The sequence below is a fragment of the Microvirga sp. GCM10011540 genome, assembly GCF_042650665.1.
Classification (GTDB): Bacteria; Pseudomonadota; Alphaproteobacteria; order Rhizobiales; family Beijerinckiaceae; genus Microvirga; species Microvirga lenta.
Genome location: NZ_JBHSBQ010000024.1, coordinates 1 through 25,076, shown reverse-complemented (window position 1 = coordinate 25,076; position 25,076 = coordinate 1). Strand labels below are relative to the sequence as shown.

The 25,076-nt window shown below is 66.1% G+C and carries 29 protein-coding genes and 1 tRNA gene; 15 read left to right on the top strand and 15 right to left on the bottom strand.

The features are described from left to right. Positions 1-597 carry a phosphonate C-P lyase system protein PhnH gene (gene phnH, locus ACFOYU_RS08525; RefSeq protein WP_377033213.1) on the bottom strand — a complete coding sequence of 199 codons (597 nt, stop codon included), beginning with the start codon at positions 595-597 and terminating at the stop codon, positions 1-3. Then, positions 594-1,085, bottom strand: a complete 492-nt coding sequence (gene phnG / locus ACFOYU_RS08520; protein ID WP_377033212.1) for a phosphonate C-P lyase system protein PhnG — start codon at positions 1,083-1,085, stop codon at positions 594-596. Before phnG ends, phnH begins: the two co-directional genes overlap by 4 nt. Before the next feature lie 74 nt (positions 1,086-1,159). Here phnG and phnF point away from each other — a divergent pair, with 74 nt between their 5' ends. Continuing rightward, positions 1,160-1,909 carry a phosphonate metabolism transcriptional regulator PhnF gene (gene phnF, locus ACFOYU_RS08515; RefSeq protein WP_377033211.1) on the top strand — a complete coding sequence of 250 codons (750 nt, stop codon included), beginning with the start codon at positions 1,160-1,162 and terminating at the stop codon, positions 1,907-1,909. 6 nt (positions 1,910-1,915) lie between these two features. Here phnF and phnE (ACFOYU_RS08510) read toward each other — a convergent pair whose 3' ends face one another. The 7 genes from phnE (ACFOYU_RS08510) to ACFOYU_RS08480 form a co-directional block, all read right to left on the bottom strand. After that, complete coding sequence (gene phnE, locus ACFOYU_RS08510) at positions 1,916-2,785, bottom strand: phosphonate ABC transporter, permease protein PhnE (RefSeq protein WP_377033210.1); 870 nt, start codon at positions 2,783-2,785, stop codon at positions 1,916-1,918. Beyond that, complete coding sequence (gene phnE, locus ACFOYU_RS08505) at positions 2,782-3,678, bottom strand: phosphonate ABC transporter, permease protein PhnE (RefSeq protein WP_226736714.1); 897 nt, start codon at positions 3,676-3,678, stop codon at positions 2,782-2,784. The genes phnE (ACFOYU_RS08510) and phnE (ACFOYU_RS08505) overlap by 4 nt, the downstream gene beginning before the upstream one ends. 63 nt (positions 3,679-3,741) lie before the next feature. After that, a complete protein-coding gene (phnD, locus tag ACFOYU_RS08500) occupies positions 3,742-4,644 on the bottom strand; it encodes a phosphonate ABC transporter substrate-binding protein (protein WP_377033209.1) in 903 nt (300 codons plus the stop codon). Between the two features lie 71 nt (positions 4,645-4,715). Continuing rightward, entirely contained in the window at positions 4,716-5,522 is an 807-nt protein-coding gene (gene phnC / locus ACFOYU_RS08495; protein ID WP_377033208.1) for a phosphonate ABC transporter ATP-binding protein, read from the bottom strand. Positions 5,523-5,605: 83 nt separating this feature from the next. Then, complete coding sequence (locus tag ACFOYU_RS08490; RefSeq protein ID WP_377033207.1) at positions 5,606-6,229, bottom strand: chloramphenicol acetyltransferase; 624 nt, start codon at positions 6,227-6,229, stop codon at positions 5,606-5,608. Then, entirely contained in the window at positions 6,226-6,918 is a 693-nt protein-coding gene (locus ACFOYU_RS08485; RefSeq protein ID WP_377033206.1) for a DUF1045 domain-containing protein, read from the bottom strand. Before ACFOYU_RS08485 ends, ACFOYU_RS08490 begins: the two co-directional genes overlap by 4 nt. A 395-nt stretch (positions 6,919-7,313) precedes the next feature. Beyond that, entirely contained in the window at positions 7,314-7,625 is a 312-nt protein-coding gene (locus ACFOYU_RS08480) for a DUF6894 family protein (protein WP_226736727.1), read from the bottom strand. Between the two features lie 249 nt (positions 7,626-7,874). Here ACFOYU_RS08480 and ACFOYU_RS08475 point away from each other — a divergent pair, with 249 nt between their 5' ends. Then, the gene (locus ACFOYU_RS08475; protein WP_377033205.1) at positions 7,875-8,222 is read left to right on the top strand and encodes a DUF6665 family protein; all 348 of its coding nucleotides are present in this window, start codon (positions 7,875-7,877) and stop codon (positions 8,220-8,222) included. 212 nt (positions 8,223-8,434) lie between these two features. Here the strand turns inward: ACFOYU_RS08475 and ACFOYU_RS08470 are convergent. The 4 genes from ACFOYU_RS08470 to ACFOYU_RS08455 form a co-directional block, all read right to left on the bottom strand. Continuing rightward, positions 8,435-8,511, bottom strand: a tRNA-Arg gene (locus tag ACFOYU_RS08470). Positions 8,512-8,615: 104 nt separating this feature from the next. After that, complete coding sequence (locus tag ACFOYU_RS08465; protein WP_377033204.1) at positions 8,616-10,061, bottom strand: sensor histidine kinase; 1,446 nt, start codon at positions 10,059-10,061, stop codon at positions 8,616-8,618. A gap of 7 nt (positions 10,062-10,068) precedes the next feature. After that, a complete protein-coding gene (locus tag ACFOYU_RS08460) occupies positions 10,069-11,532 on the bottom strand; it encodes a dihydrolipoyl dehydrogenase family protein (RefSeq protein ID WP_377033203.1) in 1,464 nt (487 codons plus the stop codon). Next, on the bottom strand, positions 11,510-12,328 hold the full coding sequence (locus tag ACFOYU_RS08455; RefSeq protein ID WP_377033202.1) for a TVP38/TMEM64 family protein: 819 nt from the start codon (positions 12,326-12,328) through the stop codon (positions 11,510-11,512). The genes ACFOYU_RS08460 and ACFOYU_RS08455 overlap by 23 nt, the downstream gene beginning before the upstream one ends. Before the next feature lie 270 nt (positions 12,329-12,598). Between ACFOYU_RS08455 and rpmH the strand changes: the two genes are divergently transcribed. The 9 genes from rpmH (at position 12,599) to ACFOYU_RS08410 (ending at position 20,228) form a co-directional block, all read left to right on the top strand. Continuing rightward, the gene (gene rpmH / locus ACFOYU_RS08450) at positions 12,599-12,733 is read left to right on the top strand and encodes a 50S ribosomal protein L34 (protein ID WP_027314822.1); all 135 of its coding nucleotides are present in this window, start codon (positions 12,599-12,601) and stop codon (positions 12,731-12,733) included. Positions 12,734-12,753: 20 nt separating this feature from the next. Continuing rightward, the gene (gene rnpA / locus ACFOYU_RS08445; protein WP_226736738.1) at positions 12,754-13,185 is read left to right on the top strand and encodes a ribonuclease P protein component; all 432 of its coding nucleotides are present in this window, start codon (positions 12,754-12,756) and stop codon (positions 13,183-13,185) included. Then, complete coding sequence (gene yidC, locus ACFOYU_RS08440) at positions 13,178-15,019, top strand: membrane protein insertase YidC (RefSeq protein ID WP_226736739.1); 1,842 nt, start codon at positions 13,178-13,180, stop codon at positions 15,017-15,019. Before rnpA ends, yidC begins: the two co-directional genes overlap by 8 nt. A 67-nt stretch (positions 15,020-15,086) precedes the next feature. Next, positions 15,087-15,731, top strand: a complete 645-nt coding sequence (locus ACFOYU_RS08435) for a CatB-related O-acetyltransferase (RefSeq protein WP_377033201.1) — start codon at positions 15,087-15,089, stop codon at positions 15,729-15,731. A gap of 67 nt (positions 15,732-15,798) precedes the next feature. Next, positions 15,799-17,328, top strand: a complete 1,530-nt coding sequence (locus ACFOYU_RS08430) for a CHAD domain-containing protein (RefSeq protein WP_377033200.1) — start codon at positions 15,799-15,801, stop codon at positions 17,326-17,328. Positions 17,329-17,407: 79 nt separating this feature from the next. Continuing rightward, positions 17,408-18,064: a ribosome biogenesis GTP-binding protein YihA/YsxC gene (yihA, locus tag ACFOYU_RS08425; RefSeq protein ID WP_377033199.1), complete on the top strand. Its 657-nt coding sequence runs from the start codon at positions 17,408-17,410 to the stop codon at positions 18,062-18,064. Next, positions 18,061-18,423 carry a DUF423 domain-containing protein gene (locus tag ACFOYU_RS08420; protein ID WP_226736749.1) on the top strand — a complete coding sequence of 121 codons (363 nt, stop codon included), beginning with the start codon at positions 18,061-18,063 and terminating at the stop codon, positions 18,421-18,423. The genes yihA and ACFOYU_RS08420 overlap by 4 nt, the downstream gene beginning before the upstream one ends. Positions 18,424-18,502: 79 nt before the next feature. Further along, positions 18,503-19,414, top strand: coding sequence for an acetylglutamate kinase (gene argB, locus ACFOYU_RS08415; protein WP_226736751.1), 912 nt, complete (start codon positions 18,503-18,505; stop codon positions 19,412-19,414). 76 nt (positions 19,415-19,490) lie between these two features. Continuing rightward, on the top strand, positions 19,491-20,228 hold the full coding sequence (locus ACFOYU_RS08410; protein WP_226736753.1) for a pyrimidine 5'-nucleotidase: 738 nt from the start codon (positions 19,491-19,493) through the stop codon (positions 20,226-20,228). An 86-nt stretch (positions 20,229-20,314) separates the two neighbouring features. Here the strand turns inward: ACFOYU_RS08410 and ACFOYU_RS08405 are convergent, their stop codons facing one another. After that, complete coding sequence (locus tag ACFOYU_RS08405; protein ID WP_377033198.1) at positions 20,315-20,818, bottom strand: ferritin-like domain-containing protein; 504 nt, start codon at positions 20,816-20,818, stop codon at positions 20,315-20,317. A 161-nt stretch (positions 20,819-20,979) separates the two neighbouring features. Next, complete coding sequence (locus tag ACFOYU_RS08400; protein ID WP_226736757.1) at positions 20,980-22,167, bottom strand: DNA recombination protein RmuC; 1,188 nt, start codon at positions 22,165-22,167, stop codon at positions 20,980-20,982. Between the two features lie 87 nt (positions 22,168-22,254). On the opposite strand from ACFOYU_RS08400, the gene def reads away from it, so the two are divergent. Genes def through truA form a run of 4 tightly spaced genes read left to right on the top strand, consistent with a single transcriptional unit; the run spans position 22,255 to position 24,953 of the window. Continuing rightward, positions 22,255-22,776 (top strand): peptide deformylase, encoded by a 522-nt coding sequence (def, locus tag ACFOYU_RS08395; protein WP_226736759.1) that lies wholly within the window; start codon positions 22,255-22,257, stop codon positions 22,774-22,776. Then, positions 22,773-23,705 (top strand): methionyl-tRNA formyltransferase, encoded by a 933-nt coding sequence (gene fmt, locus ACFOYU_RS08390; RefSeq protein ID WP_226736761.1) that lies wholly within the window; start codon positions 22,773-22,775, stop codon positions 23,703-23,705. The genes def and fmt overlap by 4 nt, the downstream gene beginning before the upstream one ends. Beyond that, positions 23,702-24,208 (top strand): GNAT family N-acetyltransferase, encoded by a 507-nt coding sequence (locus ACFOYU_RS08385; protein ID WP_377033197.1) that lies wholly within the window; start codon positions 23,702-23,704, stop codon positions 24,206-24,208. The genes fmt and ACFOYU_RS08385 overlap by 4 nt, the downstream gene beginning before the upstream one ends. 1 nt (position 24,209) lies before the next feature. After that, complete coding sequence (gene truA / locus ACFOYU_RS08380) at positions 24,210-24,953, top strand: tRNA pseudouridine(38-40) synthase TruA (RefSeq protein ID WP_226736765.1); 744 nt, start codon at positions 24,210-24,212, stop codon at positions 24,951-24,953. The last annotated feature ends 123 nt before the right edge of the window (positions 24,954-25,076 follow it).

Here is a 25,076-nt window from a genome sequence, read left to right as displayed (position 1 = left end):
TCAGATCTCCTCGACGAAGCGCGTGGAGCGCGGCAGGCCGACGATCCGCCCGGGCGCGGCGAGCAGCACGTCCAACCCGCGGGGGAAGACGGCGCTGTTGAGCCGGACGATGTCGGCGAGGTCATGGGGCCACGGCGCCGCCAGCAGGCTCTGGCGGTCCGCGATTCCAGGTCCGCGCAAGACCCAGCCGTTCGCGTCGGAGAGATCCTCCACGGCGATGACGAGAGTCGTGGAGCGGTCCGGGAACTCGGCCGTGCCGAGTGCGAACTGCTCGACGGGCAGCGGCATTCCGGGATCGGCGATGAGCGCGAAGGCCGCTCGGCCGGGATCCGCCACCACGGCCGCACCGGTATGGAAGCGTAGGAAATCGGCGGCACCCGAAGCGGCCGCGAGCGCAGGGTCGAGCCAGATCGGGGCTTCATGATCCGCAAGAGCAAGGGCGATGGCGGCCAGTTCCGGAGTCATCGGCCGGGGCGGCTCGAGGCCGCTCGTCAGGGGCTGAGGACGACCTGGCCGCGCGAGGGCGTTCATGGCCGCATGAAACACCTGCTGAGCCTCGGTCACCGGATCGCCGAAACCGTGCGCGAGCGCTGTCATTGGTCTTCTCCCCGGACCATCGTGAAGAAGTTGACCCGCGTGGCCGCGGTCCGGCGTTCGCACGTGCTGCGTTCCCCGGCCAGGCGGATGCGAAGAGGGTCCATGGCGCGCTCGACCTCGCGGCTATATCGCGGGTTCTGCACCAGGGCGTCGAGGATCGCGGCGAGCCGGGCTTTCTTCACGTCGCGCCCCAGTTGGTAGGCGAAGCCGGTCTCTCCGCTCTGAAGCCGAACGGCCGCGCGGGTGACGGTCGCCTCGCCGAAATTGAACGGATTGCCGTCGCCGCCCATCCGGCCGCGGACCATGACGAGTCCCGTTTCCGGACGGCGGAGATCCTCCACGGCCCCCTCGTAGGCGAGGGCGTCCATCACCGCCTCGAGATCGTCTAGGGTTCCGTCGGCGCAGAGGGCCATGACGGTCTGCCGGCGCGCGACCATGGGGTCGCGCGGGAGCTCGGGCGGTGGAGAAGCGGATTGGGAAGGAGCCATGGGTGCGATCCTCATTGGCAGAGATCTCGTCTAGTTGTATATACGTATATACAACATGGAGGCATGAAGCTTTTATGACGGACAGACCCCTTCAGGACCCTCAGCCGCTTCGTCGCGGCGCCGGTCTGACGGCATGGCGGCAGATCGCCGACAGCATCGAGGCAGCCATTGCGGAGGGCCGCTACGGGCCGGGCGAAAAGCTGCCGAGCGAGACGCAGTTCGCGGAGCGCTTCGGCGTCAACCGCCACACGGTGCGTCGGGCCGTGGCGGCCTTGTCCGAGCGCGGTCTCGTGCGTGCGACGCAGGGCGGCGGCACCTTCGTGGAAGCCAAGCCCCTCCATTATCCCATCGGCCCGAAGACCCGGTTCTCGGAGGCCATGGCCCGCGTCGGGCGCGAGGCCCGGGGCGAACTGATCCACTCGGCCGAGGCCGAGGCGAACCCGGAGGTCGCCGAGGCTCTCGGCGTGAAGATCGGCGCACCGGTTCTGCAACTCGTTACCCTCCATCGGGCGGACGAGGTCCCGATCTCGGTGGCGCGGACCTGGCTGCCGCTTCCGCGCTTCGCCGGTCTCGACGAGACCTACCGACGGACGGGCTCGCTGACCCGGGCCTATGCGCGGCACGCGGTGTCCGACTACTCCCGGCTCTCGACGCGCATTTCCGCCCGGACCGCGACCGCCGACGAGGCGGCCCATCTCGATCTCGCCGTCGGGCGCGTGGTGCTCGTGATCGACAGCGTCAACGTGAACCAGCGCGGTCAGCGGATCCAGGCGACCCGCTCCCTCTTCGCGGCCGACAGGGTCGACCTCGTCATAGAGCCCTGACTTGCGTCATGCGGCAGCGCGCTGCGGCCGGCCGATGATGGCCGAACGCAGCCGCACCGAAACCGCGTCGATCACCGCGACCGTGATCAGGATCATGATCACGAGGAACGACACCGCCTGCCATTCGAGCGTGCGGATCTGCTCCGCGAGGTGGAGGCCGATGCCCCCGGCGCCGACGATGCCGATGATCGTGCTCGACCGGGTGTTCGACTCGAAGAAATAGAGAACCTGCCCGGCAATCACCGGCAGGACCTGCGGCAGCACTCCGAACCGGATCTGGTGCAGCCGTGCGCCGCCTGTCGAGACGATCCCCTCGACCGGCTTCCTGTCGGCCGCCTCGATCGCCTCCGAGAAGAGCTTGCCGAAGGTGCCGATATCGGCCGTCATGATGGCGAGCACTCCGGCGAAGGGGCCGAGCCCGACCACGTTGATCCACAGCAGCGCCCAGATCAGCGTGTCGATGCCGCGGATGCCGTCGAGAACCCGACGCGACGCGAAGCGGACGATGCGGTTGACCGTGGTGTTCCGCGCCGCCACGAAACCGATCGGGAAGGCGATCAGTGCCGCGAGCAGCGTTCCGAGGAAGGCGATGGCGACCGTCTCCGCAAGAGCGCCCAGGAATGTGACGAAGCGCGCCCAGCTGCCCGGATCGGGCGGGATCATGAGCCAGATCAGGACGCCCAGCTGCCCGATGCCGGACACCAGCTTGGCAAACGAGAAGTCCAGGCGCCAGAAGCCGAAGACGAAGAGACCGGCCAGAACCGCAACCGTCGCGATCGTCGCCGACCGTGTCGTCCAAGATGGCGCGAAGACGGCCGCGTGCCGCGACTTCAGGGCGTGCAGGTCCTGCACCGCGAGCTTCGGGGATCGATTCATGGCCGTTCCTCCCGGCTGATGAGGGCATGGCGCAGGCGCTCGGTGCCCAGGTCGATCAGCACGACGGTCAGGATGATCAGGAGAAGGAGCGCGGAAACGTCGGCATAATAGAATTTCCGGATCGCCTCGATCAGGTCTTGGCCGATTCCGCCCGCTCCGACGAAGCCCATCACCGATGCGCCGCGGACATTGATCTCGAACCGCAGGAGCGTGTAGCTCGCGAAGTTCGACAGAACCTGCGGGACGACTGCGAAGCGGATCGTGTCGCTGAAGCCCGCGCCCGTCGCCGTGCACCCCTCGACCGGCTTCATGTCGATGTTCTCGACGACCTCGGCGAAGAGCTTGCCGAGCGCTCCCATCGTGTGAATGGCGATCGCGAGAACGCCCGGCACGGGGCCGAGCCCGAAAGCAATGATGAAGATGAGCGCGAAGACGATCTCGGGGACCGTGCGGCAGAACTCGAAGACGCGCTTCACGAGGCCCCGCAACCAGGCGTTCGGCATCAGGTTGGTCGAGGCGGAGAAGCAGAGCAGGAATGCCCCGATGGCTCCCAGCATCGTCCCGAGATAGGCGATCAGGATCGTGTCGCCGAGAAGGCTCAGCCACTTGCCGAGGCCCCAGAGCCACTCGGACGGATCCGTCCAGACCCGGCGGCCCACCATCGGCCCGCTGTCGAAGGTGAGGATGCGGTCGAAATAGCTGAAGAAATTGCCGAGGTTTCCGAACAGCTTGAAGAGGTCGACCTCGGCGACCGCACCCGAGAGGAGCGTCAGGCCGGCGACGATGCCCAAAAAGAGAATGGCCTGGACACGCTTCTTCCTGTTCGCATCGTCGTAGGCCCGGGCGTATGGCGCGAGCCTGTCGTCCGGCAGACGTGAGAATGATGTGGCCATGGGATCCGTTCAGAAAAGGCGGCCCGCTCGAACGAGCGGGCCGCTTTGAAACATCGCGAGAGGTCAGGAGCGCTTGCGGAGCGAGTCGACGAAGCCGATGAGCTCGACGATCGGCTCGTAAGCCTTGTGGTCGACCGAATCCCAGGGACCCTGCTTGCCGTCGTAGATCTTCTTGAAGGCCTCGGGATCCCTCTTCGGCATCTCGAGCACGGCCTGCTTGATCTTGGCCTTCAGGTCGGCCGGGAGATCCGTCAGGTACGCGAAGGGCGAGTTCACGATCTGGTCGGACTTGAAGATCATCCGGAAGTCGTCCGCCTTGACCATCTCCTTGCGGGCCATGCGCTGGAGGTTGGACTCGTTCTCGTCGTTCCACCAGTTGAAGGCCGCATCGCAGGTGCCCTGCTGAACCCCGATAACCGCATTCTCATGGCTGCCGGCATAGACGACCTTGCTGAAGAACTCCTCGGGCTTGATGCCCATCTTGTTCATGGCGAAGCGCGGCACGTTGTTGCCCGAAGTGGAGTTGGGATCGACGAGGCACAGGTTCTTGCCCTTGAGGTCCCCGATCTCCTTGTAGGGGGAGCCGGCCTTCACCCACAGGACCGAGTGATAGCCCTTGGTGCCGTCCAGATTGGTCTCGATGGCGAAGGGCTCGATCTTGGCGCCGGTCACATAGGCGCGGGCGTAGGAGGCCGGGCCGTACTGGGCGATGTGGATGTTGCCCGAGCGCTGGCCTTCGATGACGGCCGCGTAGTCGTTGGCGATGCGCAGCGTGACCTTCGTGCCGAGCTCCTTCGAGAGATAATTGACGAACGGCGTCCAGCGGTCCGTCACGCCGGAGGCGTTCTCGGCCGGGATGATGGCGTAGACGAGTTCCGGATATTGGGACTTCCAGTCCTGCGCCTGGGCCGCTCCCGAAAGGGTGAGCGCGGCGGCCGCGCCGAGCATGAGGCGACGAGTGATCATGACGACAGTCTCCTTGGTGTACGTTCGAGAGAATGAAAGGAAGGTCCCGGGCAGCCGCGCCGGGTTACGGTTCAGGCCGCGTAGGCGGGAACTCGGCCGCGCGGCGCGACCTCGACGTCCAGCTCCACATCGACCACGTCGCCCGCTTCCAGGCCGTAGAGCTGGCGGCTCACGTCGTCGGTGAGGTCGCTCGGGCCGCCGTCGAAGACCACCCGACCTTCCGCCATGCCGACGAGTCGGTCGCAATAGGTGCGCGCCAGATCGAGGGAATGGAGGTTGCACAGAACGGTGATGCCGTACTCGCGATTGATGCGCGCGAGCGCATCCATCACGAGGCGGGTGTTGCGGGGGTCGAGCGAGGCGATCGGCTCGTCGGCCAGGATGATGTCGGGCTGCTGCACCAGGGCGCGCGCAATCGCGACGCGCTGCTGCTGTCCGCCCGAAAGCTGTTCGGCCCGCTGTGCCGCGAGCCCCGCCATGTCGAACTGCTCCAGCGCCGACAGGGCGATGGCCTTGTCTTCTTCGCTCCACAGCTTCAGCAGCGAGCGGTGGCTCGGGATCCGGTTGAGCCGGCCCATCATCACGTTGGTGAGAACGTCGAGACGGCCGACGAGGTTGAACTGCTGGAAGATCATGGCGCAACGCGCACGCCAGTCGCGGAGATCCTGTCCACGAAGATCCGAGACGTTCGCCCCGTCGAAGACGATCCGTCCGGACGAGGGGTCGATCAGCCGGTTGACGAGCCGAAGGAGCGTCGATTTTCCCGCGCCGGAGCGTCCGATGACGCCGACGAAGGAGCCGGGCTGAATGGTCAGGCTGACCTGATCGACCGCGATCTTGGGGCCGAACCGCCGCGACAGACCGTCAATGATGAGCATGGCTTCACCTCGTGTGTTGAGGCCGATGTAGCCATCCCGAATGAAAGCCCAATGACCGTTACACGACGCTCGAATGACATTCGCTACGTTCCTTCGTATCGGTCTAGAAACGCCTCGACCGACAGCTCGCGGAAATCGCGGAGACCCCGTCGCAGGCGTTCGTGGTCCCAGTCCCACCAGGCCAGTTCCTGCAGCCTCTCCGAGACGCTCTCGTCGAACCGGCGCCGAATGACCCTGGCCGGATTGCCGCCCACGATCGTGTAGGGCGCGACGTCGCGGGTCACGATGGCCCCGGCCCCGATGATTGCGCCGGTACCGATGGTCCGGCCCGGAAGAATGACGACCCCGTGGCCGATCCAGACGTCGTGGCCGATGACGACGGGATGGGACCTGCGCCACTCGAAGAAAGCCTCGTCGTCCGCCTCCTCCGGCCAGTATTGCCGCGAGCGATAGGAGAAATGCGCCTGGCTCGCCCGCCACATCGGGTGATTGCCGGGATTGATCCTCACATGGGAGGCGATCGAGCAGAACTTGCCGATGGTCGTGTACGCCGTCTCGCCGTCGTGGACGATGTAGGAATAGTCGCCGAGGGTCGTCTCGACCATCGTCGTCCTGGCGCCCACCTCCGTATAGCGCCCGAGACGGCAGTCGCGCAGCCGGGCGGTGGGATCGACGGTCGGAGTCTCGGAAAGCTGTTTGGCGCTCATTCCTGTCCTCCGAGGCCGATGCGCGACACGACGCGGAATGGTTCGTCCGGGCCCGCCTGCTCCAGGAGAGTGATCGAATCCATCAGAAGCGTTCTTTCCTCACCCATCCGGTGTTCGAGGCTCTCGAGCCACGCTCCCACGCGCTCCTGCGGCAGCGGACCCGTCAGCGTCATGTGGAAGCGGAACTGGTCGAACACGTAAGGATATCCCCACCGCATCAGCAGGCTCCGCTGCCGGGCCGAAAGATTGGCGGCCTCGCGGCGCTGGAGATCCCTCTCGCTGAGCGGGGCGCGAAACCCGTCGAGCGCCGCGACGCACTCGGCCGCGAACAGGGACAGTTCGACGGACGGCATGTCGAGGGTCAAGGCGATGAAGCGGCCGAGCGGGCGCGGTGAGAGCGTCCCTGCCGCAAAGGTCCGGTGGTCGGACGCGAAGTCGCGAACCGCGTTCTTGAGATCATCGAGACTCGCCCCCTCTTTCAGGGAAAACGGCGCCTTGAGCGTGCCGTGGAATCCATAGCGGCGCGGTTCGGCCGTATGCGTGCGAAGTTCCTCCGGGTCGATGCCCCGCAGGGGCGGCTGGGCGACGAACTCGCCCGAATGGCAATCGTAACCGAGAACGGCTGCGCCGAGCCCGGCGAGTTCCGAACCGGGAGGCGGCGTGAAATAGAGGGCATAGCGAGAGGACATTGGAATGCTGAGGGACCGACTGGTTGTTGAAGAAACGTCGGAGCGCCGCGACCCGTCGGCCGCGACGCTCCCATGCTAGGCCAGGGCGACGGCGATGTCAGGCCGCGACCGCCGGCGCCGTCCGGGTCTTCGGAGGCGCAAGGCATCGACACAGGTCCGTCCGCGATGCCGCCGGCGCTGCTGCAACGCGCGAAGGCGCGCCCACGTGTCGGACCGGCATGAAGGACGGAAGGCTCGGTGCCTTGACGATGCGCCTCTCCGTCGCCGTGAGAATCGGCAATGACCGGGCATCGATAGGAAGGCCGAATGACGATGCGTTGAAGCTTGCATGACGCAACCATGACGCGCCGGCTCGCGGAGCGTTCGGCTCCAATTCCACGCAAGTGGAAACGGATCTAGACGTAGGGCCGGGACAGATCCGATGAGGCGATGAACGCAACCTCCGCCAGTTCCTCGTCGTCGCAGAAGAGCGGCTTTGCCTCGGAGACCGCAGCCTCTGCGAGCCTGACGACGCAGATGACGGCGCCACTGGCGTCATGAACCTCGATGCGCCACGGCAAGGCGCTTCGGACCATCCAGCTCTCCAACAGGGCGCGCGCATCGTCGAGCGCGTGCTGTCGGGCCGCGATGGGGCCCGGCAGCTCGATGCCCAGCGGATCCGGATAGGAGCGTTTCCCGTCGGTGATGTCGAAGAAGTAGCGCTGCATGATGATTTGGTGCTCTAGCGGTCGTGGCTGACAGGGATGTGACAAGGCACCGATCGATCCGGCGAAAGCTCCGCCAGGCCATGCACGATCTGCTCGTGGCCGATGAGCCGGAGCAGGTCGCGTCTTCTCGCAGCCGGGCGCGTCGGCATAGGCTCGACCTCTGCGGGGAGTTGCGCCAGGGTGTCGCGTTCACCCGTGAAGACGGCGACACCATCTTCCTCGCGTTGCCACGCCTTGCGGAGACACGAAATGGCAGTTCGCATTCCCCAGAGCCTCTCGACCGGCCTCCAGCCGGAGAACGGCTGGAACGTGCTCGATTACGAGCTTCGCGAGCAGAAGGCACACGCTTTGGGGAGCTTGAGCGGCCAGGTCGAGCAGGCTCTTGCGGCGTTGAGGACCTTCGATGCCGGGGAGCATGGACCGGACGGGAACCATCGCCGTCGTGCATTGCTGGACGAGGCCGCTGACCGGGTCTGGGCCTTCATGATCCAGCGGGAGCTCTGCGGGCTCCGGAACTGGGAGGCTGTCGTGAAGGATTACGGCATTCCCCGAGAGGTGTTGAACCGGGTGGGGCAAGTCAGGCGCGAGGCGGACTAACTGCATTCGGCGTGCGTCAGCGGAACCGCGGCGCGCTTGGCCGAAGGCGATTCGCGTCGCGCGTGCCTGCGGCTCCGGCGGTATCCGTTCAGGAATGGATGTGAATCGGTTCGGATCGAATCGCGATCCGCGCTCCCAAGGAACCGGTCGTTGATGCTGCTGATCGGGAGGACGTATCAGCCAGGCTCATTATGCCCGGCTTCGTAAGGAAATGGCGCGCCCGAAAGGATTCGAACCTCTGACCCCCAGATTCGTAGTCTGGTGCTCTATCCAGCTGAGCTACGGGCGCTTTTTCAGCAGTTGCTCGCGGGGAGCAACATCGGCTGAGGCGGCTGACTTAAAGGGTTCTGACGCTGTTGGCAAGCCCGATTGTGAAAAGATCTGCACGTTCCTTCAAACTGTCTCTTCCGGCGCGTCTCGATCCGGGATCGTGATCCTGAACCGGGTGCCGATCCGGACCGGGTCGAGAGCGATCGCGCCGCCGTGAAGGCCGACGAGTTCGGATGCGATGGAGAGGCCGAGCCCTGCTCCGCCCTTGCGCGCCGAGCCCTGGAAGGGCGTGAAGAGATCCCCGCGGATGCGCTCCGGAATTCCGGGGCCGTTGTCCTCGACCAGGATGGTGACGCTCCTGCCCTCGCGGGCGGCCTTCACCTTGACGCACGGATGTCCCTCGACCGCGCCCGTCTGGCTGAGGGCCTGTACCGCATTGCGGATCAGGTTCACCAGGATGCGGGACAGCTGGTCGGGATCCGCATCCACCATCAGATCCTCGGGCACCTCGGCGTCGAAGCCGATGCCGACCTCCGGGGCCAGATCGGTCAGGTGCGCCAGGTCGTCGATCACGGGAGCCAGCGGAATGAGACGGCGCTGCGGCAGATGCTCCGTGGCCCGCCCATAGGCCAAGGTCGATTCGCAGAAGGCGATGGCCCGGTCGAGGGTCGCCACGAGGCGCGGCGCGATCCGCTGCACCGCTTCGTCGTTGCCGCGCCCGCGGTCGAGCCGGTCCGTCAGGAGCTGGGCCGTCGTGAGCATGTTTCTCAGCTCGTGATTGATCTTGCTGACCGCGAGGCCGAGCTGGGCCAGGCGCCGCTTCTGGCGCAGCTCGTCCGCGAGCGTCGTCTCCATGCGGGCGAGCGCCTGCTCCGCGAGCCCGATCTCGTCCGCGCGATTCGTCGGCTTGATCACCCGCGAGGCATCCTCCGGATGGCCGGAGAACTCGGCGATATTGCCGGTGAGACGCCGCACGGGGCGCACGATGACCCATTGCAGCGTGAGATAGACGAAGGATGCCGTGATGGCGGAGATCAGCAGCGAGAGGAGCAGGATGTTGCGCGACACGTCGAGCATGGCCGCGCGCAAGGGACGCGGATCGAGAATGAGCTCCACGAAATCCACGCCCATTCCGGACCCGATGACCCGGATCGGCTGGTCGCTGGCGAAGAAGAGGTCGTGAAAGGCGTCCCGGACCAGATCGCTCCACCGCACCGTCCGCAGATCGACGCTCTTCTCGACCTCGGCGGGCACGTCGCCGGCGGCGAGCAGGCTTCTCCGCCCGCCGGCCCGGAGCGCGATGGCTCTTGCTCCGACACCGTCGAGGAGCCGCATTTCCAGCTCCTCCGAAATCCCCTCCTCCGGCGCCGCATCGAGAACGAGGGCCGCGATCTGCGCCGCGGCCAGCCGGTCGTTGAGCCAGGTCAGGCGGTAATTGGCGATGGAGGGCACATAGATCAGCACCTCCGCGATCATGACGAACAGAATGGTCAAAAGGAGCAGGCGCGCCGAGAGTCCGAAGTGACTCCAGAGGCGCCATCTCACCGGATGCGGCTGCTCCATGCGCATTCAGCTCTCACCCCAAGCGGCGGACGAGGCCGATCAGCCGCCGCAACCACGGATTCTGTGTCGAAGGCTTCAAGAACTCCACTGCAGCACCCTTCGTCACCTCGGAGAGAGTGGGATAGGGATAGACCAAACCGGCCAATTCCGAAACCTTGGACCCCTTCGACAGCGCCATGACCCACGGCATGATGAGTTCGCCGGCATGGCGCCCTGCAATGGCGCAGCCCAGAATTCGGCCCCGCGGCGTCACGACGGCCTTCACGTGCCCCTCCGTGGCCCCCTCCGCCCGCGCCCGGTCGTTGTCGGCAAAGCTCCAGCGCAGGATGCGGATGGCCTTGTGGGCGGCCTTCGCCTCCTCCTCCGTCAGCCCCACGGCGGCCAGCTCCGGGTCGGTATAGGTCACGCGGGGGATAGGAGCCCGGCTCCAGCGGATCGGCAGCCGGAACAGGGCGTTGCGGATCACGAGCCCGGCCTGGTGATTCGCCGCATGGGTGAAGCGCCCCATCGCGCCGTCGCCGCCGACGCAGTCGCCGATGGCATAGATCCTGGCGTTCGAGGTCTTCAGGTCCCGCCCCACGAGGATCCCGGTGGGATCCGACCCGACCCCGGCGGCCTCGAGGCCGAGCCCCTCGGTGACGGCTTGGCGGCCGGTCGCCACGAGCAGGTGACTGCCCTCGACGCTCTCGCCTTCCTCGATCACGACCGCGAAACGGGAATCCGGGCGCGGTTCGATCCGGGCAATGGCGCTGCCGACCCGAAGAGCGACACCCTCCCGTCTGAGGGCACGCTCCACGACGGCGGCCATTTCCGGGTCTTCCCGGCTCAGAATGCGCTCGCCCGCCTCGAGAACCGTGACCCTTGCGCCCAGGCGCCGGTAGGCCTGGGCGAGTTCGACCCCAATGGCGCCTCCGCCGATGACGACGAGGTGCTCCGGCTTCTCGGCGAGATCGAAGATCGTGTCGTTGGTGAAATACGAAACCCTGTCGAGGCCCGGGATCGGCGGGACGGCCGGCCGGGAGCCGGAGGCGATCACGAAGCGCCGGGCCTGGATCGTCTTGCCTCCGGCCGTCACCGTGCGGCCGTCCGTGAAGCTCGCCTCCGCCTGGATCACCTGCACGCCCATGGCGGTGTAGCGCTCCACGGAATCCATGGGTGCGATGGCGGCGATCACATCCTTTACGTGCCGGTGGACCTTGGCGAAATCGACGGCCGGATCGTCTCCCGAGCCGATGCCAAAGCGTTCGGCATGGCGAAAGGCATGAGCCTGCTGGGCGGCGGCGATCAGCGCCTTCGAGGGCACGCAGCCGACATTGAGGCATTCCCCGCCCATGCGGCTCTTCTCGACGAGCACGACGGACGCTCCGAAGGAGGCGGCGATGGCGGCGACCGACAGGCCCGCCGAGCCGGCGCCGATGATGCAGAGATCCGGCCTGAGCACCTCGGGCTCACGGCTAAGCTTGTACGTTTTCTTCACCCGTCGTCCCCCTGGTCCGGCGCTCCTGCAGGCGTTTGTAGAGAATCGGCGCAAGCGCCAGCACGCTCAGCACCCCGAGCGCGATCATCAGTTCGGTCGTCAGAAGGCTCTTGACGTCGAAGTCCACCGCGCAGGCGCCCCCGCCTCCCGCGAGGCATTGCGCGCGGGCCCGCGCCTGCACTTCGATCACCTCTTCGAGACCCGATCCGGCAAAGGCGAAGGCAAAGGATGCCGGGAGCATGCCGATCTGGGTGGCGAGAACGAACTTCCTCAGGCCGATGCCGCAGAACGCCGCCGCGAGGTTGGTCAGCCAGAACGGCACGACCGGCATGAGGCGAAGGAACAGCAGATAGGAGAAGGCCCGCTTCCGGAAGCCATCCGCAAGGCTCCGGATCCTCGGGCCTGCGCGGTTGAGGAGCGGCTGCCCCAGGGAGGTCCGGGCGATCAGGAAGATGCTCGTGGCCCCAAGGGTGGCCGAGACCGCCGCGGCCCCGGTCCCCACGACATAGCCGAAGAGATAGCCGCCGATCGCCGTCAGGAAGGCGGATACGGGCAGAGAGAGCGTGACCGCCCCCACATAGACGAGAACATAAAGCCCGAGCATCTTCAGGCGGTGAGCCGCGACCATCTGTTCGAGACGGCCCTGGTAGTCGATGAAGGCCTCGAAGGTCAGGGAGCGGTGGAGCCCCGTGGCGAAAATGGCCGCGACGGCGATCACGACCAGCGCCAGCGGCAGGAAACGCCAGGGGCTGAACCCCGGATCGGAATCCTCGCGATTTTTTCCGTCTTCTGCCACGCTTGCTCCTGAATGACCGCCCTACTATGTAGCGCCCGACAAGGCCAAGCCCAAACCGCCCTCAAACCGCCGTGAGGGTCCCGGGTTTCGCTTCCGAAAAGACGGGACCGGCGTTGACTTTGGCCCATCCTTCCGTCATAAGCCCGCAAGCTGACAGCGCTCTTCTTGGGCGCTGATCGTTTTTTCGAGACAGTTTCGGGGGAAACCCCAAGGATTTCAGACGGGCGCGAGCCTTGAGGCAGCGCAGCCCCATTCGATCGGAGAAGTGCCGTGAAGAGGACGTATCAACCGAGCAAGCTGGTTCGCAAGCGCCGCCACGGCTTCCGTGCGCGCATGGCGACCAAGGGCGGCCGCAAGGTCATTGCTGCTCGCCGCGCCCATGGCCGCAAGCGCCTTTCGGCGTAAGCAGCGGTAAGGACTGCCCGGTGCGCGGGTCACGCGCAGGCTTGATCGGGCGCCTGACGAAACGACCTGACTTCGTCGCGGCGGCCTCTGGCCGCCGCTTTCATACGGAACGGATGACGGTCCAGGGCCGTCCGCGCGACGATCTGGCTCTTGGCCTGCGCTTCGGCCTCACGGTGACGAAGCGGGTCGGCCATGCCACGGAACGCAACCGGATCAAGCGCCGGCTTCGCAGCGTCTGCCAGGAAGCGGGCGAAGGCTTTGCCGGCACCAACATGGATGTCGTGATCATCGGACGCCGCGACATCCTGACCGCTGATTACGATGTGCTCGTCGACGACCTTCGGCGTGCATTACGGGTTGTAACCAAGCCGAAGAGTGCGCGGCCCCCGGATCGTTCAGTTTCCTCCTCACCTCCCTCCAACGGCGAGCGTCGCGGACATTCCCATGCGTGAAGATAACAGAAACCTCATCGTAGCCATCGTGCTGTCGGTGGCGGTTTTGATCGGTTGGCAGTACTTTTTCGCCGCTCCCGAGGCTGAGAGACAGCGTCTCGCGAACCAGCAGCAGCAATCCACGCAGGTCAACCCGACCGCCCCGACCCCGAGCCAGGCCGGCGGGCCCTCCGCTCCCGTTCCGGGAACCGTTCCCGGCGCTCCGGTGGCGCCGGTAGTCGAGTCCCGCGAGGCTGCGCTTGCCCGCTCGCCGCGCGTCGCCATCGACACCCCGTCCATCGCTGGCTCGATCAACCTGCGCGGCGGTCGCGTCGACGACGTGGCGCTCAAGCACTACCGCGAGACGGTCGATCCTCGCAGCCCGAACATCGTGCTGTTCTCGCCCTCCGGCAGCCCGAACCCCTATTATGCGGATTTCGGCTGGGTCGGCACGCAGGCGGGCCCGCTCCCGGGACCGGACACGATCTGGACCGCCGACAAGCAGACCCTGACCCCCTCCTCGCCCGTGACCCTCACCTGGGACAACGGCCAGGGCCTCGTGTTCCGCCGCATCGTCTCCGTGGACGAAAAGTCCATGTTTACCGTGAAGAACGAGGTGGAGAACCGCGGCTCCGCCGCCGTGACCCTGCATCCCTACGGCCTCGTTTCCCGCCACGGCAAGCCGACGACGCTCGGCTATTACGTGCTGCACGAGGGCTTGATCGGCGTCCTGGGCGACCAGGGCCTGCAGGAATACACCTACGCGAACCTCGACAAGGAAGAGGCCGTTCCGGGCCAGAACACCGTCGGCAAGGTGTGGGACAGCGTCACCGGCGGCTTCGTCGGCATCACCGACAAGTACTGGGCCGCGGCCGTCATCCCGGATCAGACCCAGGTCTATCAGGGCTCCTTCACCATGCGGCAGGCGCCCAATGGCCAGACCTACCAGGCCAACATGCTGGGTGCTGCGCAGACCCTGGCGCCCGGCGCCACGACCGAGGTGACCCAGCGGCTCTTCGCCGGCGCGAAGGAAGTCGCCGTCGTCGACAATTACGGCGAAGCCCTCAACATCAAGAATTTCGATCTCCTGATCGACTGGGGCTGGTTCTACTTCATCACCAAGCCGCTCTTTAAGGTCCTCGACTTCTTCTATCGCCTGTTCGGCAATTTCGGCGTCGCGATCCTGCTCGTGACGGTGGTCCTGAAGCTCATCTTCTTCCCGCTGGCGAACAAGTCCTACGCCTCCATGGCGAAGATGAAGGCCGTGCAGCCGGAGATGGCCTCGATCCGCGAGCGCTATGCCGACGACAAGATGAAGCAGCAGCAGGCGCTGATGGAGCTCTACAAGAAGGAGAAGATCAATCCGGTCGCCGGCTGCTGGCCGGTCCTGATCCAGATCCCGGTCTTCTTCGCGCTCTACAAGGTGCTCTTCGTCACCATCGAAATGCGCCATGCGCCGTTCTTCGGCTGGATCCGCGACCTCGCGGCTCCCGATCCGACGTCCATCTTCAACCTGTTCGGTCTGCTGCCCTACAACCCGGGCGCCGTCCCGGTGCTGGGCTCGTTCCTCATGATCGGCGTGTGGCCGATCATCATGGGCATCACCATGTGGCTGCAGATGAAGATGAACCCGGAGCCGCCGGACCCGGTCCAGAAGCAGGTCTTCGCCTGGATGCCGGTGATCTTCACCTTCATGCTGGGCTCGTTCCCCGCCGGCCTCGTGATCTACTGGGCCTGGAACAACCTGCTCTCGGTCACCCAGCAGGCCTTCATCATGAAGCGCAACGGCGTGAAGATCGAACTCTGGGACAACCTGCGCAGCACGTTCAACAGGAAGAGCCCCGCCAAGGGCTGATCACCGACCGCGAACATCATCCCCGGGCCCTGTCCCGGGGATTTTTCTTTGTGCCATGGAGATCACGATGCCGGCCGCCGGACCCGATCCTCTCACGCCCCATCCGGTTCCCGGACATCCCCGGGTCGGCTTCCTCAAGGCCTTCGTCAGGCAGGCGAATATCGAGGTTGGCGACTTCAGCTATTACGACGACCCGGAGGGCCCGGAAGCCTTCGTGGAACGGTGCGTGCTCCACCATTACGACTTCATGGGGGACCGGCTCGTCATCGGCAGGTTCTGCGCCATCGCCACCGGCGTCACCTTCATCATGAACGGCGCGAACCACGCCATGACCGGGTTCTCGACCTACCCGTTCAACATCTTCGGACACGGCTGGGAGGAAGGCTTCGACTGGGCGACGATCCAGGCGGGCTTCAAGGGCGACACCGTCATCGGCAACGACGTCTGGATCGGGCACGAGGCGACGATCATGCCCGGCGTGACCGTCGGCGACGGCGCCGTCGTGGCGGCGAAATCGGTGGTCGTCGCCGACGTGCCGCCCTATGCCATCGTCGGCGGCAATCCGGCCAAGGTCGTCCGGCAGCGGTTCGCCGACGAGGTGGTGGCGGAGCTTCTCTCCATCCGCTGGTGGGATTGGGAGATCGACCGGATCACCCGCAACCTCGATGCGATCCGCGGCGCAGATCTGGAGGCTCTCAGGAACGCCGCTTAGGCCATCGCCTTCAATGCCGTCGCCGCGGTCCTATATGGATCGTCGGAATGACGGAGCGGTTGGATTCATGAGCGTGTCCAAAGGTGCGGCAGGCGGGTCTCCCAAGGACGGGGGAGCGCCGCGCGAGATCGAGCTCAAGCTGGAAGTCGCCTCGGGCGAGACCTCGCGCCTTCTCGAACATCCCCTGCTGGCCCAGGCCCAACCCGATCCGGAACAGAGCGGCCAGCTTCATGCCGTCTACTTCGATACGCCGGACCTTGCCCTGCGCCATGCGGGGCTGAGCCTGCGGGTCCGCCGCCGGAACGGCCGCCACGTCCAGACGATCAAGGCCGAGCACGGGGCACGAGGTCTCGCCCTCGACCGGAGCGAATGGGAAAGCCCCGTGGAGGACAGTGCGATCGATTTCGATGCCGCGACCGGCACGCCCCTCGCCCCCTTCGCGGCGGACGAGGCGCTTCGCGGGAGCATCAAGCCGGCCTTCAGCATCGAGACGGAGCGGCGAGCCTTCATGGTCCGCCACGATGCTGCGCTGGTGGAACTCGCCCTCGACGACGCGAAGGCGCGGGCAGGCAGCCAAACCCTGCGCTTTGCCGAGCTCGAGCTGGAGCTGAAGGAGGGCGACCCCTCCTCCCTCTTCACCCTGGCCCTGAATCTCTCGGAGGCGGTGCCGCTGCGGCTTGCGCCCGTCACCAAGTCCGAGCGGGGCTACGGCCTTCTCGACCGCGCCGCCCCGCAGCCCGCCCGCGCCGACAAGATCGGGATGGACCCGGATGCCTCCTGCGCCGAGGCCTTTCAGGTCGTCGCACGGTCGTGCCTGTCGCAGATGGTGCTCAACGAGGCCGTCCTGCGCCGCACGCGGGATCCGGAATCCGTGCATCAGATGCGCGTGGGCATTCGGCGGCTTCGGGCCGCGATGTCGCTGTTCAAGGACCTGCTCGGCGGCCCGCAGACCGAGGCGGTCACGCAGGATCTCCGGTGGATGGGCAGGTGCCTCGGCCCCGCCCGCGACCTCGACGTCCTGCTCGAAAGGCTGAGCGATCCGGACGGTCCGGACCTGCCGGAGGACCAGCGAGAGGAGATCGAGGCCCATCGTGCCCGCGCATACGAGGCGCTCATGGAGGCGCTCGAATCCCCCCGTTTCATGCAGGCGATCCTCAAGGTCGCAGCCTGGATCGAGGCCGGCGAATGGCTGTCCGACGATTCCCCGACCTCCCGTCCGGCCCGGGACCACGCCCGGAAGGAGCTCTCGCGCCGCTGGAAGAAGATCCGCAGGCAGGCGGGACATTTGGCGGATCTCGACGACGAGGGGAGACACAGGCTGCGGATCAGGATCAAGAAACTGCGCTACGGCTCCGAGTTCTTCGCGCCGCTGTTCACGTCGGGCGGGGTCAAACGGCGCCGGAAGGCCATGCTCTCGGCCCTCGAAAGACTCCAGGACCTCCTCGGCGCGATGAACGACATCGCGGTCGGAAGCTCCCTGATCCCCTCCCTGGCGGAGCAGGACCCGGATCATGCCAGGCGCCGGATGAAGAAGCTTCTCTCCAAGGCCGATGCCGCAGGCCGCGACCTGCCGGCGCTGAAGCCTTTCTGGAAATGACGCGCAAAAGAGGATGCCTGCCGGCGAACCGGCACCGAATGCCTTGATGAACGGCCTTCGAGCGTCGATAAGGATCCGCATGAGCGATATGGCACCTGAAACCGACCCCTTTCTCGAAACCGGCCGCAAACTCTTCGCGGGCGAGGCGGACTTCATCTGGGCTGCGAACTCCCTGAAGAACCTGCCGCCCATGACGAAGGTGGAGATCGCCTTCGCGGGCCGCTCGAACGTGGGAAAATCGAGCCTGGTTAATGCCTTGACGGGGCGAAACACCCTCGCTCGCACGTCCCACACCCCGGGCCGGACCCAGCAGCTCAACTTCTTCGACATCGGCGGGCGCTTCCACCTCGTGGACATGCCGGGCTACGGCTATGCCGCGGTCGAGAAGGAGAAGGTCCAGGCCTGGACGCAGCTGATTCACGACTATCTGCGCGGCCGCGCCAGCCTCGCCCGCGTCTTCGTGCTGATCGACGCCCGCCACGGCATCAAGCCGGTCGACGAGGGGGTTCTCGAAACCCTCGACAAGGCCGCGGTCTCCTATCAGGTCGTCCTGACCAAGGCGGACGAACTGAAGGCGGGCGAGCTGGAGAAGCGCATCACCGACACGGCCGGCAAGATCGCCAAGCGGGCCGCGGCCTATCCCGTGATCATGCCCACTTCCAGCCGCTCGGGCGCCGGCATTCCCGAGCTGCGCGCCGGGATCGCCCAGCTCCTGAACGAACGGGGCGTGGAATGAGCCTGCCCGAACGCATCCTGATCGTCCTGGCGGCCGTGTCGGGGCTCCTGGGTGTCGGCCTGTCGGCCGCGGCGGCGCATGTGACCGGGGGCAATCTCACCACCGCGGCCCAGTTCCTGCTGTTCCACGCTCCGGCCCTTCTGGCCCTCGTGGCCCTGTCCCAGATCGGCGCCGTCAGCCCCGGCTTCGCGCGGCTCGCCGGCTTCGTGCTCGTCCTCGGGCTCGCGCTGTTCTGCGGCGATCTCTCCCGGCGGGCGTTCTCCGGGGTCGCCCTGGCGCCCATGGCGGCCCCCACCGGGGGCATCCTGCTGATGATCGGCTGGATTCTGGTGGGCGCCTCCGCACTTCTGCGCCGCTGAACCGAAGTCTCTGTTTCCAGAGCCTCGGAGCTGGGCTAGAAGGCAGGCCGTTTGTCGTTGCCACGCGCTGGAGCCGCCCATGTCCTCGTCGCCTACGCCCGATCAGCTCCCCGATGTCCATGTGCAGGCCGAAGTGCTTGTGCAGGCGCTGCCGCACATGCAGCGCTACGACCAGGAGGTGGTCGTGATCAAGTATGGCGGCCACGCCATGGGAGACCGCGCCGCCGCGGAAGATTTCGCCGAGGACGTGGTCCTGCTGGAGCAGTCGGGCATCAAGCCCATCGTCGTCCATGGCGGCGGGCCTCAGATCGGCAAGATGCTGGACAAGCTCGGGATCAAGTCCGAGTTCAAGGCAGGCCTGCGCGTGACGGACCAGGCGACCGTCGAGGTCGTCGAGATGGTGCTGGCCGGCTCCATCAACAAGCAGATCGTCGGCTGGATCGGCGCCGAGGGCGGCAAGGCCGTGGGCCTGTGCGGCAAGGACGGCAACATGGTCACCGCCCGCAAGGTCACCCGCACGACCGTCGATCCCGATTCCAACATCGAGAAGGTGGTCGATCTCGGCTTCGTCGGCGAGCCGGAGAAGGTGAACCGGGCGGTTCTGGACCAGGTACTGAGCGCCGAGCTGATCCCCGTGCTCGCGCCGGTCGCCGTGGGGCAGGACGGCCAGACCTACAACGTGAACGCCGACACGTTCGCGGGCGCCATCGCGGGCGCCATGATGGCCAAGCGCCTTCTGCTCCTGACCGACGTTCCGGGCGTGCTGGACAAGAACAAGAACCTCATTCCCGAGATGACGATCGAGGATTGCCGCCGCCTGATCGCCGACGGCACCATCACCGACGGCATGATCCCGAAGATCGAGACCTGCATCTATGCCCTCGAAAAGGGCGTCGAGGCGGTGGTCATCCTGGACGGCAAGGTGCCCCATTCGGTCCTGCTGGAGCTGTTCACCGATCACGGCGCGGGAACCCTGATCCGGCGAAGCTAGCCCTTTCCGGAACTCTGTTCCGTCCTTATATGAGATTCAGTGGGGCCATATCGGCCCCATTGCTATCTTGATGGTCATGAACGCGATCCCACCTGTCGAGCCCCACATATCCTCCGCCGAGTCGCGGCCCTTCTCGCATGTGGAAACGTGGATCTTCGACCTCGACAACACCCTTTACCCGCACACCTCCCGGGTCTGGCCCCAGATCGACGACCGGATCACGCTCTATATCGCGGAGCTCTTCGGCATCGACGGCCTGTCGGCCCGGTCCCTGCAGAAGTTCTTCTACCATAAATACGGAACCACCCTGCGCGCGCTGATCGACGAATACGACGTCGACCCGTACGACTTCCTCGATTTCGCCCACGACATCGACCACACCGACATCGAGCTGAACGAAAACCTCGGGAAGGCCATCGAGAAGCTTCCCGGACGGAAGCTCATCCTCACCAACGGGTCGCGCAAGCACGCCGAGAACGTGGCGAAGAAGATCGGCATTCTCGACCATTTCGAGGACGTCTTCGACATCGCGGCCTCGAACTTCGTGCCTAAGCCGGACCGGCGCGCCTATGAGATCTTCCTCGAGAAGCACGCGGTCGAACCCTCCCGCGCGGCCATGTTCGAGGACATCGCCAAGAACCTGGTCGTCCCCCATGAACTCGGCATGACGACCACCCTCATCGTGCCGCCGACCATCGACCCCTTCCGCGAGGAGTTCGAGCAGGAGGCGGTGAAGATGCCCCATATCGACTACATCACCAACGACCTGGCCGATTTCCTCGAACTCTGCCTGTCGGAAGCGCCCCGGCGCTGATCTCCAGCCGACGCGACGGCTCCCGAACAAAAAGAACGGCGGCCTGAAGGCCGCCGTCCTCTCAGTTCAGTCCGAGGCCTTCAGCTTTAGGCGGCCTGGGTGTTGATCTTGCTCTCCGCGATGCGATTGAGCTTCTGATCGGTCGCCTTTTCCTGCTCCAGGATCTGATGGAGCACGCTGGCGCAGTCTTCGCGCCCGAGCTGCTTCGCCCAGGCGACGAGGGTGCCGTAGCGGGTGATCTCGTAGTGCTCGACGGCCTGGGCCGCCGCCAGCAGCGCCGCATCGAGAACCTGCGGATCGTCGATGTCGCCGGCGATGTCCTGAGCCTCGTCGATGATGCCGTCGATGGCCGGGCAGGTCACGCCCTTGGGGTCGTGGCCATGCATGCGGAAGACCTGCTCCACCATCTGAATCTGCTGCTCGGTTTCGCCAAGGTGGGTCTGGAAGGCCTGTTTCAGCTGCGGGTCGGTCACCTTGCCGATCATCTGGGGCAGAGCCTTCGTGATCTGCTGCTCGGCGTAATAGATGTCCTGCAGAGTATGGATGAAGAGATCATCCAAGGTCTTGATGTCCTTCGATAAAAGGCCCATGGCGCATATCCTTCCGTTGATGTGAGGCAAGTCGGCACAAAGCGCTCGCAGTGACGCTGCGCCTGGCATAACGCTGGAAGAACGTCGCGGCGTTCGAGGCAGTTCCACGCTTCGCCCGGGTTCCCTCCAAGGAGCGGGCGGGAGAATGCAGGCGGGCGGGCTCAGTCCACGGCCCGCAGGTTGCGCCCCTGAAGACGAAGCAGCTCGGCCCGGGCTCCCGCTTCGCCGTCCTCGAATTCGAGCATCTCGATCTTCTGGCCGCGCTTCACGATCTTGTCGGTCGAAACCCTGATCTGGGCCACGTCGTCCTGCGCCTGCCGGAAATGGGCGTCGAGCTTCGCCACGCGCCCGTCGAGCCGCTCGATATCCTCAAGAAGCTTCTGCACCTCGACCTGGATCACCCGCGCCTCCTCGCGGATGCGGGCATCCCGCACGAGGGCCTGCATGACCTGGATGGCGAGGGTGAGCAGCGACGGCGACACGATGACGATGCGGGCCCGGTGCGCCTTCTGCACCACATCGTCGAAATGCTCGGCCAGATCCGCATAGATCGACTCGGCCGGCACGAACAGCATGGCGATGTCCTGCGTCTCGCCCGGGATGAGGTATTTCTCGGCGATGTCCTTCACGTGGACGAGCATGTCGCTGCGCACCTTGGCGGCCGCCCGCAGGCGGGTGTCCTCCCCCTTTGCGTCCCGAAACTGGGTGAAGCCTTCGAGAGGGAACTTGGCGTCGATCACGAGGCCCCTGTCGTCTCCGGGCAGGCGGACAAGGCAATCGGGACGGGTGCGGTTGGAGAGCGTCGGCTGGAATTGGAAGGCGCTCGGGGGCAGACCGTCCCGGATGATGGCCTCCATGCGGCCCTGGCCGTAGGCGCCGCGGCTCTGCTTGTTGGAAAGGATGTCCTTCAGCCCGACGATCTGGCCGGTGAGGTCCGTCAGGTTCTTCTGCGCCGCGTCGATGACGGCGAGCCGCTCGTTGAGCCTGGAGAGGTTTTCCGTCTGGTGCCGGGCGGTGGCTTCGAGCCCCTGCCCCATCCGGTGCTGCAGCCCGTCGATCCGCTCGGAGATCAGCCGCACGAAATCGCTCTGCCGGGTGCCGAACACCTCCGCGATGGTCTGCATCCGCCCGGTCATCTCCGCCTGGATCCGGGTCAGTTCGGAGACCTTGTCGTCCATCTCCCGGGCGCGCTCGTCCGCGATGGCCGCCTCCAGGGTCCGCTCCCGCCGCGTCTTGAGGAGGAGCAGGGTCACGACGAAGAGAAGAAAGATGCTCGTCGCCGCTGCTCCGATCACGATCTGACCCAGCGTCAGGGGATGGGAGCCGATACTCAGGACGACATCGTTCATGGACGTGGAACTTCCGGTTGACGGGAGCATCCGAACATAAGACGAACGATTTGACCATCCCGACCCGAGCCCTTATCTCCCGCGATCATGACCATCAAACCTCTCGTCATCCTCCCCGACCCCAAGCTCCGCGTGATGTCGGAGCCCGTGAAAGAGATCACGGACGAAATCCGGCAGCTCGCCGACGACATGCTGGAGACCATGTACGACGCCCCCGGCGTCGGCCTCGCCGCCATCCAGATCGGCGTGCCCCTGCGCATGGTCACCATGGACGTGTCCAAGACCGAAGGCGAGCGCGAGCCGATGGTTCTGATCAACCCCGAGATCCTGTGGGCCTCGGAGGAGAAGCGGGTCTACGAGGAAGGCTGCCTGTCGATTCCCGAATATTACGAGGAGGTCGAGCGGCCGGACCGGGTGCGGTTCCGCTACATGAACCTCAAGGGCGAGATCGTCGAGCAGGACGCCGAGGATCTGATGGCGACCTGCGTGCAGCACGAGATCGACCATCTCAACGGGGTGCTCTTCATCGACCACCTCTCCAAGCTCAAGCGCGACCGGGTCATGACCAAGTTCAAGAAGGCCGCCAAGCGCGGAGCAGGCGGCGCATGAGCCTTCGCGTCGTCTTCATGGGAACGCCCGATTTCGCCGTGCCGACGCTCTCCGAGATCGTCGGCCAGGGACACGAGGTCGTGGCGGTCTATACCCGTCCGCCCGCCGCCGCGGGCCGCGGGATGGAGCTGAAGCCCTCCCCGGTCCACAGGATGGCGGAACGGTTCGGGCTCCCGGTCCTGACGCCGAAGACCCTGCGCAGCGACGAGGCCGCCGAGACCTTCCGGGCCCATGGGGCCGATGTGGCCGTGGTGGTGGCCTACGGCATGATCCTGCCGAAGCCGATCCTGGAAGCGCCGGAACTCGGCTGCCTCAACCTCCATGCCTCGCTCCTGCCGCGCTGGCGCGGCGCGGCCCCGATCCAGCGGGCGATCATGGCCGGAGATGCCGAGACCGGCGTCGCGGTCATGAAGATGGAGGAAGGCCTCGACACCGGGCCCGTCGCCATGGCCGAGCGCGTGGCGATTGCCCCCGACATGAATGCCGGCGAGCTGCACGACAGGCTGATGGTTCTGGGTGCCGACCTCATGGTGCGGGCGCTGGCCGCCCTCTCCCGCGGGGGCCTGAGCTTCACGCCCCAGCCCGAGGAAGGCGTGACCTATGCCCACAAGCTCGCCAACGAGGACGGACGGATCGATTGGGCGAAGCCCGCCCAGGCGGTGCACGACCATATCCGCGGCCTCTCCCCCTTTCCGGGCGCCTTCTTCACCGCGGATTTCGGCAAGGGCACCGAGCGGGTGAAGGTTCTGCGGGCGGCGAAAAGCGAGGGCGCGGGCGCACCGGGAAGCCTCGTCGATGCCAAGGGCGTCGTGGCCTGCGGTGACGGGGCGGTCCGGCTGATCCAGGTCCAGCGCGCCGGCAAGGCTCCCATGAGCGCCGAGGAGTTCTTCCGCGGCGTGCGACTCGAGCCCGGAGCCCGTTTCGCATGACGTCCTCGGTGCAGGTCCGCCCCGCCGAGCCCGGCGACCGGTCTGCGATTCACGCGATCCATGTCGCCGCCTTCGGGCAGGAGGCGGAGGCCGAGCTGGTGGAGCGGCTGGAGAGAGACGGCGACCTGATCCTGTCCCTCGTCGCCTGCACCGAACGGCCCGTCGGCCATATCGCCTTCTCACGCCTGAACGTTGTCGAGATGCCGTCCATCAGGGCATGCGCCCTGGCGCCCCTGGCCGTCGATCCCCACGCGCAGAAGCAGGGCATCGGCGCCGCCCTGGTCGCCGACAGCCTGCGGCGGCTGTCGCAATCCGGTTGGGACTTGGCCCTGGTCCTCGGCGACCCCGCCTATTACGGCCGCTTCGGTTTCGCGCCGGAGGCGGCAAGGGCATTCGAGACGCCCTATGACGGCCCCTATCTCCAGGCCCTTCCCCTCTCGGACAGGGGCAAGGAGGCTCGCGGGCCGATCGCCTACGCCCCCGCCTTCGCGGAGCTGTCCTGACATGCCCCGCTTCAAGCTCGTCGTGGAATATGACGGCACGCCGTTCACCGGCTGGCAGCACCAGACCAACGGTCTCTCGGTGCAGCAGGCGGTCGAGGAGGCGATCGAGAAATTCGCCGGGGAAAAGGTGCGGGTCCATTGCGCCGGGCGCACCGACTCGGGCGTCCATGCGACCCATCAGGTCATCCACGTGGATCTCGGCAAGGATTGGCGCACGGACACGGTCCGCGACGCGACGAACGCGCATCTGAAGCCCGCCCCCGTGGCGATCCTGGCGGCGGAGCAGGTGGCGGACACGTTCAATGCCCGGCTCTCGGCCGTCAAACGCCACTACGTCTACCGGATCCTCAACCGCCGGGCGCCAGCCGCCCTCGAGGTCAACCGGGTCTGGCACGTGGCATGGAAGCTCGATGCCGGCGCCATGCACGAGGCGGCCCAGGCGCTCATCGGGCGGCACGACTTCACCACGTTCCGCGCCGCCGAGTGCCAGGCGAACAGCCCGATCCGCACCCTCGACCGGCTCGACGTGGAGCGGATCGGCGACGAAATCCGTGTCTACGCCTCCGCCCGCTCCTTCCTCCACCATCAGGTCCGCTCGATGGTCGGGACGCTGGAGAGGGTCGGAGCGGGCCGCTGGGCCGTGGAGGACGTGCGGGCGGCGCTGGATGCGCGGGACCGCAAGCGCTGCGGCCCCATGGCCCCGTCGACGGGGCTCTACCTGATCGGCGTCGATTATCCCGACTAAGGCTTGTGGGGATTCATCGTGAATTGATGACGGCGGCGGCGAGATAGATCATTGCGGAGAAGCTTTGGTCGGTCTTGTCGGCTCTCATGGCAATGCGCTTGAACTCCTTGAGCTTGCAGAAGA